At 65.0% G+C, this 8,412-nt stretch carries 8 protein-coding genes; 6 read left to right on the top strand and 2 right to left on the bottom strand.

The genetic code is table 11. The features are described 5' to 3' along the window. The 6 genes from LB577_RS09420 to LB577_RS09395 form a co-directional block, all read left to right on the top strand. On the top strand, window positions 1-1,352 hold a 1,352-nt coding region (locus tag LB577_RS09420; RefSeq protein WP_224686491.1), incomplete at its 5' end, for a hypothetical protein. A gap of 152 nt (window positions 1,353-1,504) precedes the next feature. Continuing rightward, the gene (locus tag LB577_RS09415; RefSeq protein ID WP_224686490.1) at window positions 1,505-2,809 is read left to right on the top strand and encodes an ABC transporter substrate-binding protein; all 1,305 of its coding nucleotides are present in this window, start codon (window positions 1,505-1,507) and stop codon (window positions 2,807-2,809) included. 218 nt (window positions 2,810-3,027) lie between these two features. Further along, complete coding sequence (locus tag LB577_RS09410; RefSeq protein WP_224686489.1) at window positions 3,028-3,909, top strand: branched-chain amino acid ABC transporter permease; 882 nt, start codon at window positions 3,028-3,030, stop codon at window positions 3,907-3,909. After that, on the top strand, window positions 3,906-4,868 hold the full coding sequence (locus LB577_RS09405; RefSeq protein ID WP_224686488.1) for a branched-chain amino acid ABC transporter permease: 963 nt from the start codon (window positions 3,906-3,908) through the stop codon (window positions 4,866-4,868). The genes LB577_RS09410 and LB577_RS09405 overlap by 4 nt, the downstream gene beginning before the upstream one ends. Further along, entirely contained in the window at window positions 4,865-5,590 is a 726-nt protein-coding gene (locus tag LB577_RS09400) for an ABC transporter ATP-binding protein (RefSeq protein ID WP_224686487.1), read from the top strand. Before LB577_RS09405 ends, LB577_RS09400 begins: the two co-directional genes overlap by 4 nt. 11 nt (window positions 5,591-5,601) lie before the next feature. Then, entirely contained in the window at window positions 5,602-6,324 is a 723-nt protein-coding gene (locus LB577_RS09395; RefSeq protein ID WP_224686500.1) for an ABC transporter ATP-binding protein, read from the top strand. On the opposite strand, the gene LB577_RS09390 is transcribed toward LB577_RS09395, so the two are convergent. Then, on the bottom strand, window positions 6,325-7,734 hold the full coding sequence (locus tag LB577_RS09390) for a sodium:proton antiporter (RefSeq protein WP_224686499.1): 1,410 nt from the start codon (window positions 7,732-7,734) through the stop codon (window positions 6,325-6,327). Between the two features lie 44 nt (window positions 7,735-7,778). Beyond that, a complete protein-coding gene (gene pncA / locus LB577_RS09385; protein ID WP_224686486.1) occupies window positions 7,779-8,393 on the bottom strand; it encodes a bifunctional nicotinamidase/pyrazinamidase in 615 nt (204 codons plus the stop codon). Window positions 8,394-8,412 lie beyond the last annotated feature (19 nt).

Raw genomic sequence — 8,412 nt, 5'->3', positions numbered from 1 at the left:
CCCCCGCCTTCGCCCCCGCCTCCGACCGCGGCCACATCCTGCTTCTCCCGACCGGCTACTATCTGGCCGGCGGCGCTTTCGCCGTGGCCGTCAGCTTCCTCGTGCTGGCCCTGCTGCCGCCCGTGGCTCTCGACAAATTCTGGCGTCGGCGCTTGCAACTCTTCACCGTCAGCGACGGCGCGCGCACCGCCGTCAGCCTGATATCTTTTGCCGGCTTTGCAATTCTCATCGCCGCCGGCCTGTTCGGCAGCCGCGACCCGCTCTCCAATCCGCTGCCGCTGCTGGTCTGGACGCTGATGTGGGCCGGCCTCACGCTGCTGCAGGGCGTGTTCGGCGACCTCTGGTCATGGCTCAATCCCTGGTACGGGCCTTGGCGTCTGATCTCAGGTCTCTTGCGCGCGGGCGATGAAGGGATACTGCGGCTTCCCCGATGGCTCGGCTGTTGGCCAGCGTTCATCCTGTTTTTCGCTTTTGCCTGGTTCGAACTCATCGATCCTGCACCCGACGATCCCGCGCGGCTTGCCGTTGCCGCCGGCGTCTATTGGCTGCTCACCTTCCTGGCCATGCTGGCATTCGGCTATCGAGGGTGGAGCCGCGGCGGCGAATTCCTGACGGTCTTCTTTTCGATGGTGGCGCATTTCGCGCCCGTCGAGCGCAACGACGCTGGCCGGCTCGTGCTCTGCTGGCCGGGCGCCAAGCTGCTTGCCGCCGAACCGTTGCCGCCCAGCGGCATCGCCTTCCTGCTGCTTGCGCTGTCGTCGGTGTCCTTCGACGGCCTGTCCAAAACCTTCTTCTGGCTTGGCCTGTTCGGCGTCAACCCGCTCGAATTCCCCGGCCGCACCGCCGTGATCGGCAGCAGCACTTTAGGGCTCGTCCTGACGTTCCTGCTGCTGGCGGCGGTTTTTCTTCTTGCCGCCTGGCTCGGCCAGCGACTTGCCGGTCGCGATCGGCCATTTGGCCAGGCGGCGGGCCTGTTGGTCTGGTCGATCGTGCCGATCGCGCTCGCCTATCATGTCGCGCACTACCTGACGGCACTGCTGGTCGACGGCCAGTATGCGTTGGCCGCCCTGTCCGATCCGTTCGCGCTGGGCTGGAATCTGTTCGGCACCGCCGACATGCAGGTCGAGGCCGGCATCGTCGCCGGCGCCGGCTCAGCCTGGTGGCTGTGGAACATCCAGGCCGGCGCCATCATCCTTGGCCATGTACTCGCCGTCCTCGTCGCGCACGGGCTTGCCTGGCGTCTGCATCCGCAGCCTGCCCGCGCCGCGCTCAGCCAGTTTCCGCTCACGCTGCTGATGATCGCCTACACCGTCTTCGGCCTCTGGCTGCTTGCCACGCCGACAGTTGGATGAGAAAAGAGCGGCCCCGATGTCGTCGGGGAAAGCTCGCTTGCTACATCAGGGCTTTGGTGATTTAGTTTGTACACATGCAATTTCGGCCCTCCGATAGGGCGGCCCGCCGCGCTACAGCCATTGGTCAAAACTCAAAAAACAGGGGAACTGCCGTGACTGACAAGAATGGGTTTTTCGATCTCTCCAAAACCACGCTCTCTCGCCGCACGGCGCTGAAGGGTCTCGCCGCCGGCGCCGGCTTGACGCTCGCTCCCGGCTTCGTGCGCTACAGCCAGGCGCAGAGTTCGGCACCGATCAAGATCGGCTTCCAATCGCACCGCACCGGCATCGGTGCCGCCTATGGCCGCTGGTACGAGAAGACCACCGCCGCCGCGGTGAAGGCGATCAACGCCGCCGGCGGCATCAACGGCCGCCAGGTCGAGGTCATCATCGAGGATGACGGCACCGATCCCGGCCGTGGCGCGGAGGTGGTCGGCAAATTCGCCACCCAGCATAAGACCGACATCGTCTTCGGCACGCTGTTCTCGCACGTCGTCATCGGCTCGGCGCCCGCCGCCGGCGAAAACAAGATGCCCTATTTCGTCGTCAGCGAAGGCCACCACGTCGCATCGACGAAGCTCAACCGCTATGTCTTCCAGCCCGGCATCACCGATGTGAAGAGCCAGATTCAGTCGATGGCGCCGTGGATCGCGGCCAATGCCGGCAAGAAGGTGACGCAGATATTCCCCGATTTCGCGTTCGGCTACGACCATCGCGACTACCTGCCGCCGGCGCTGAAGGCGCAAGGCGCCGAAGTCATCGCGCAGATCGCCATCCCGCCGACGGAATCGTCCTTCACCAAATATTTCCCGCAGATCCCGGCCGAGACCGAAGTGATCTACCACGTCATGGTCGGCCCGGCAGTGCTCACCTTCGTCAAGGAACTCGGCGAATTCTACGGCTCCAACCGGCCGCAGCTGTTCGGCTTCATCGATTCGCTCGAGGCCACCGACATCAACAGCCCCGGCCTGGAATTCCTCGACGGCAGCCATTTCTGGGAAGGCTCGCCGCGCTACGCGCAGCCCGACGACAGCGAAGCGCAGAAGGCCTATCGCGCCGCTGTCGGCATCGACGACAATGGGGCGGCCGTCGGCGATCCCAAGGACGTCTCCACCGCCGCGCACATGTTCGGCTGCTGGGAGACGCTCTATGTCGTCAAGAAGGCAATGGAGGACGCCGGCTACAAGGGACCGGAGGACCGCGACAAGCTGGTCGAGGCAACCGAGGCGCTGACCGCCTTCGCCGAAGGCCCGGAGCACCCGCAAGGGCCGAAAACCTTCAACGGCAAGATCCATCAGTGTTTCGGCATCCAGAACATCTCCAAGGTCGAAGGCGGCAAGCTCAAGGTGGTCCACAAGACCAAGATCGAGGACGGGCTTTACGAGGCCGAGGGGGATTATACGACGCAGGCGCTGTAGACCCAGCTTTGCCTGTAAGCGTGAGCGCCAAGGCACCCCCCTCTGGCCTGCCGGCCATCTCCCCCGCAAGGAGGGAGATTGGCTGTGTCCACCGGATTCGCCAATCGCCAAGGTCAGTAGGTGGCCGCCTTCGCGGAAACTGCCAATCTCCCCCCTTGCGGGGGAGATGCCCGGCAGGGCAGAGGGGGGTGCCTCGCGCATCCGCTGGTGCATAATCCATGCACTTCGGACCCCACCTCCTCCTCGCCGCCCTCGAAGGCCTCGTCACCTCCGCCGTGCTGGCGCTGACCGCGCTTGGGCTGTCGCTGGTGTTCGGAGTCATGCGTATCGTCAATGTCGCGCATGGCGAGTTCTTCATGCTGGGCGCGGTGCTCGCCTGGGCGATCTCGACCGCGATCGGCGGCCATCCGGCGCTCGGTTTCCTGGCGGCACTGGTGATCGCGCCGCTGATCGTCGGCGCCATCGCGCTCATCGCCGAGCGGTTGGTGCTGCGCCGGCTCAACTACAATCCGGAAGCCACGATCGTTGCCACCATCGGCATGCTCTACATCATCCAGCAGCTCGCGCTGACCTTCTACGGTCCGGAGGCGCGGCCGGTGGAGCCGCCCTTCAACTACCGCATCCTTTTGCCGTGGTTCGGCTATTCCGGCTACAAGCTGTCTGTCGTCGCCGCTTCCGCGCTCTTGCTGATCGCGACCTGGCTGATGCTGACGCGCACCAAGGCCGGCCTCGTCATGCGCGCCACGCAGTATGACAGCGAGACGGCGCAAGCCTTCGGCATTCCTGTCGGCCGCGTCTATGGCGGCGTCTTCGCGCTCGGCGCCATGCTGGCGGCCATCGCCGCGGTGCTGATCGTGCCGATCAGCCAGGCGCACTACCTGATGGGACAGGATCCGCTGCTGCTGTCCTTCATCGTCGTCATCATCGGCGGCCTCGGCTCGTTGCGCGGCACGGTCGTCGCCGCCGTGCTGATCGGCATGTCGGACGGCATCATCTCGATGTTCTTCTCGCCGACGCTGGCCAAGATCATCGCCACGCTGCTGGTCGCCATGGTGCTGGTGTTCCGGCCGCAGGGCTTGTTCGGGACGGCCTCGCGATGAGTGAAGCTTCGCCGGCAAAAGCCTACGCGCTCCACCTCGGCGTCATCGCACTGCTGTTCGTGCTGAGCTTCGTGCTGCCCGACTACTATCACGGCCTGCTCGCCCGCATCCTGGTGCTGGCGGTGTTCGCCATGGGCTACAATTTGCTGTTCGGCTATGTCGGCCTGCTCAGCCTCGGCCATGCGATGTTCTTCAGCGCCGGTCTCTATGGCGCCGGCTTGGCCATCATCCAGCTCGGCTGGAACGTGCCGCTGGCCTTCGCCGTCGGAGTTGCCTGCGGCGCCGTGCTGGCGCTGGCGATCGGCCTCTTGGCGCTGCGCACCACCGGCGTCGCCTTCATGATCGTCACCATGATGTTCGCGCAGGTGTTTTATCTGCTCATCCTCTACTTCGCCGTGTGGACCGGGGGCGACCAGGGCCAGGTCGTGCCGCAGCCGGCACGCGTGCTCGATCTCGGTGCGACCTCGCTCGACCTCACCAATCCGACGGTGCGCTACATGAGTGCGCTGACGCTGTTCTCGCTCGTGCTCATGATCACGCTGGCCATCGTCCGATCCCGCCATGGCCGCGTGCTCATCGCCATCCGCGAGAACGAGGAGCGGACGAAGATGCTGGGCTACGACACCTTTTCCAACAAGCTCGCCGCCGTCGTCGTCTCCGGCGCGATCTGTGCGGCGTCGGGCGCCGCCTACGCTCTGCTGTTCGGCTATATCGGCTCGAGCTTCGCCTCGGTGCAGTATTCGATCCTGCCGCTGCTGTGGGTGCTGCTCGGCGGCGCCGCCACGATGCTTGGACCGCTGATCGGCACGCTGTTCATGTACTATGTCATCGACATCACCAGCGGCTACACCTCGGCCTACCTGCTGATCGTCGGCATCGCGTTGATCCTGCTGGTGCTGTTCTTCCCGAAGGGCATTCTAGGCAGCATCCGCCAGCGCTGGCTCGGATGGCTGCCATGACGCCGCTTCTGACGACGAAAGGCCTGTCGCGCAGTTTTGGCGGTCTGCGTGCGGTCGACGGTGTCGATTTCACCCTGATGCCGGGCGAAATCCGCGCCGTGATCGGCCCCAACGGAGCGGGGAAAACCACCTTCGTCAGCCTGGTCAGCGGCCGCATCCAACCGACTTCCGGAGCGATCGTCTTCGATGGCACCGACATCACCGGTCTGCCGGCCTATGTCCGGGTCCGCCAGGGCATCGCCTACACGTTCCAGATCACCAGCGTCTTCGCCAATCTCAGCGCCTACGACAATGTCGCGCTGCCGGTGCAGCGCACGCTGAGCGACGGCCGCTCGAAGGGCGCCGTGCGTGCCGGGGTGATGTCGGCGCTCGAACGCACGGGACTGGCCGACCGCGCCCATATGCCGGCCGGGCAATTGTCCTATGGCCACCAGCGCCTGCTGGAAGTGGCGATGGGCCTGGCGCTGAAACCACGCCTGCTGATCCTCGACGAGCCGACGCAGGGGCTGGCCGACAGCGAGATCGACAATTTTATCGCGCTTGTGCGCGACATAGCCAACGGCGCCACGGTGCTCCTGATCGAGCACAACATGCCGGTCGTCATGCAGTTGGCGGACCGCATAACCGTCTTCAATGCCGGCAAGATCCTGGCCGAGGGCACGCCCGAGGCGATCCGCGAAAACGCCGCGGTGCAGGACGCCTATCTGGGGACGGCCCCATGATTGAAGCGAAGATGACGCAGACGGGCAAGACGGAAGCCTTGGCAATTTCGGGACTGGACTGTTTCTACGGCGAGGTCCAGGTGCTCTATGGTCTCGACCTCGTGCTAAACAAGGGCGAGGTGTTGTGCCTGTTCGGCCGCAACGGCGCCGGCAAGACGACGACGCTGAAGGCGATCATGGGCCTTGTGCCAGCCGGCGCCGGCTCGATCAAGCTCGGCGGACAGGAACTGACCGGCCTCCCGGCGCATGAGGTGCCGAAGGCCGGCGTCGCCTATGTGCCGCAGGGACGGCGGCTGTTCGCCGAGATGACGGTGGCCGAAAACATCGAGATCGGGCTGATGGCGCGCGGCAAGGGCAAGGACGTGCGGGAAAATGTCCTCGACCTTTTTCCGCTGCTTCGCCAGCGGCTGCGGCAGCGTTCCGGCACTCTGTCGGGCGGCGAACAGCAGATGCTGGCCATGGCGCGCGCGCTTTGCCTCGAACCGCAGGTGCTACTGCTCGACGAGCCGACCGAAGGGCTGATGCCGTCGATGATCGCCAAAATCCGCGAGACGGTGGCCAAGCTGCGCGACATGGGCGTCTCGACCATACTGGTCGAACAACGGGTCGACGCGGTGCTGTCGGTCGCCGACCGGGTCTCGTTCATCGAGAACGGACGCAACCGCGAAACCGTGGATGTCGAGGAACTACGCGCCGACCCGTCGGCGGTCAGGCGCTACGTGGGCGTCGGTTGATCAGCCGAAGAACAGAAAGCCCGCAACCAGAAACGTCGGGATCAGCACCAGGCCGGACCACAGCATGTAGCCGAAGAAGCCCGGCATCCTGACGCCACGATGCCGGGCGATGGCATAGACCATGAAGTTGGGCGCGTTGCCGATATAGGTGTTGGCGCCCATGAACACGGCGCCCGCCGAGATCGCGGCGAGCGTCGAGGCGAACTCGGTCATCAGATGCTGAGGATCGCCGCCGGCGAGTTCGAAGAACACCAGATAGGTCGGCGCATTGTCGAGGAAGGACGACAGCGCCCCGGTCAGCCAGAAATAGGCGAGGTCGTTGGGCTGGCCCGAAGGAGTGCTGACCAGCGACACCAGCGGCGCCAGCGCCCCCTCATGGCTTGCCCTGAGGATGGCGATGACCGGCACGATGCAGATGAAGATGCCGGCAAACAATTTCGCCACCTCCGCGATAGGCCCCCAGTTGAAGCCGTTCGCTTCGCGGTGGCTTTTGTAGGAGAGGGGGAGCGACAGCAGGGCCAGCGCCAGGATGATGGCGTCGCGCACCAGGTTCTGCAGCTCGAGACCGACGCCGAACACGGAGAAGCTGACTCCTGGCTTCCAGGCCGCCGACAAAAGGATCGCAGCGATGACGCCGGCCAGCAGCGGAAGGTTGGCCAGGCCGCGCAGGCGCACCTTCGTATCCGGCGTCGGATCCTTGATCTTGGGCGCGCCGGCCTCGCGCCTGTGCAGGATGATGTCGATGACCAGGAACATCGCCAGCACGACGAGGCCGACGAAAAGCGTCTCCCGGTAGAGATTGGTCGTTGTCCAGAAGAAATCGACACCGCGCAGGAAGCCGACGAACAGCGGCGGGTCGCCGAGCGGCGTCAGCGAGCCGCCGATGTTGGAAACCAGGAAAATGAAGAAGATGACGACATGGGCGTTGAACGGCCTGTTGTCGTTGGCGCGCAGGATCGGCCGGATCAGGATCATCGAGGCGCCGGTGGTGCCGATCACCGAGGCCAGGATTGCGCCGGCAAGCAGCAGCCCGGCATTGACCAGCGGCGTGCCATGGATGTTGCCGGCAAGCAGGATGCCGCCCGAGATCGTGTAGAGCGCGAACAGAAGGATGATGAACGACATGTATTCGGTGAGCAGCGCATGCAGCACCGCCTCGGTCGCCGAGGGGACGCCGAAGGCCAGCGCCAACGGCACGATCACCAGCGCCGCCCATAGGGCTGTGATCTTGCCGTAGTGATGCTCCCATGCATGGTGGAACAGCAGCGGACCGGTGGCGATCGACAGCAGCAGCCCGGCGAACGGCAGCGCCCACCACAGCGACATCGCGGCGCCGGGCAGGCCGTGTTCTTCTGCCGCGAAAGCCACGCCTGGAAACAGGAGCGCGACAGCGATCGCCGCACCTGCCATCTTGCCTATGGTGATCCGCAAAAAGCCCCCCGCTGCCCCACCGTTCAGTCCGACAACTGGTCTTCAAGCATCACGCCGGCGTCGCGCATGCGCTGCAGCATGGCATCAAGCGATCCGTTGAGATCGATGCCGCGGCAGGCGTCGAGCCGGACCGTGGTCTTGAAGCCATGGCTGACAGCGTCGAGCGCCGAAAAGCCGACGCAGAAATCGGTCGCCAGCCCGACCAGGGTCAGCGTGTCGATGCCGCGTTCCCTGAGATAGCCGGCGAGGCCGGTCGGCGTCGCATGATCGTTCTCGAAGAAGGCCGAGTAACTGTCGATGGCGGGGCGAAATCCCTTGCGGATGACAAGCTCGGCCTTGGTCCAGGCGAGGCCGGAGTGAAAGTCCGAGCCGAGGCTGCCCTGGATGCAATGGTCCGGCCACAAAGTCTGCTGCCCGTACGGCATCTCGATCACGGTGAAAGGCTGCGCGCCCGGATGGCTGGAGGCAAAGCTCGAATGGCCGGCGGGATGCCAGTCCTGCGTCAGCACGACATGGTCGGCATGCCGTATCATATCGTTGACCAGCGGCACGATCTCGTCGCCGCCGGCAACCGCCAGCGCGCCGCCGGGGCAAAAGTCGTTCTGCAGGTCGATGACAACAAGCGCTTCGTCGGCCATGGGGCTTTCCTCTTCCGTA

The sequence above is a fragment of the Mesorhizobium sp. B283B1A genome (genome assembly GCF_020165735.1).
Classification (GTDB): Bacteria; Pseudomonadota; Alphaproteobacteria; order Rhizobiales; family Rhizobiaceae; genus Mesorhizobium; species Mesorhizobium opportunistum.
The sequence above is the reverse complement of the archived record's forward strand: the minus strand, read 5'-3'. Positions and strand labels throughout refer to the sequence as shown.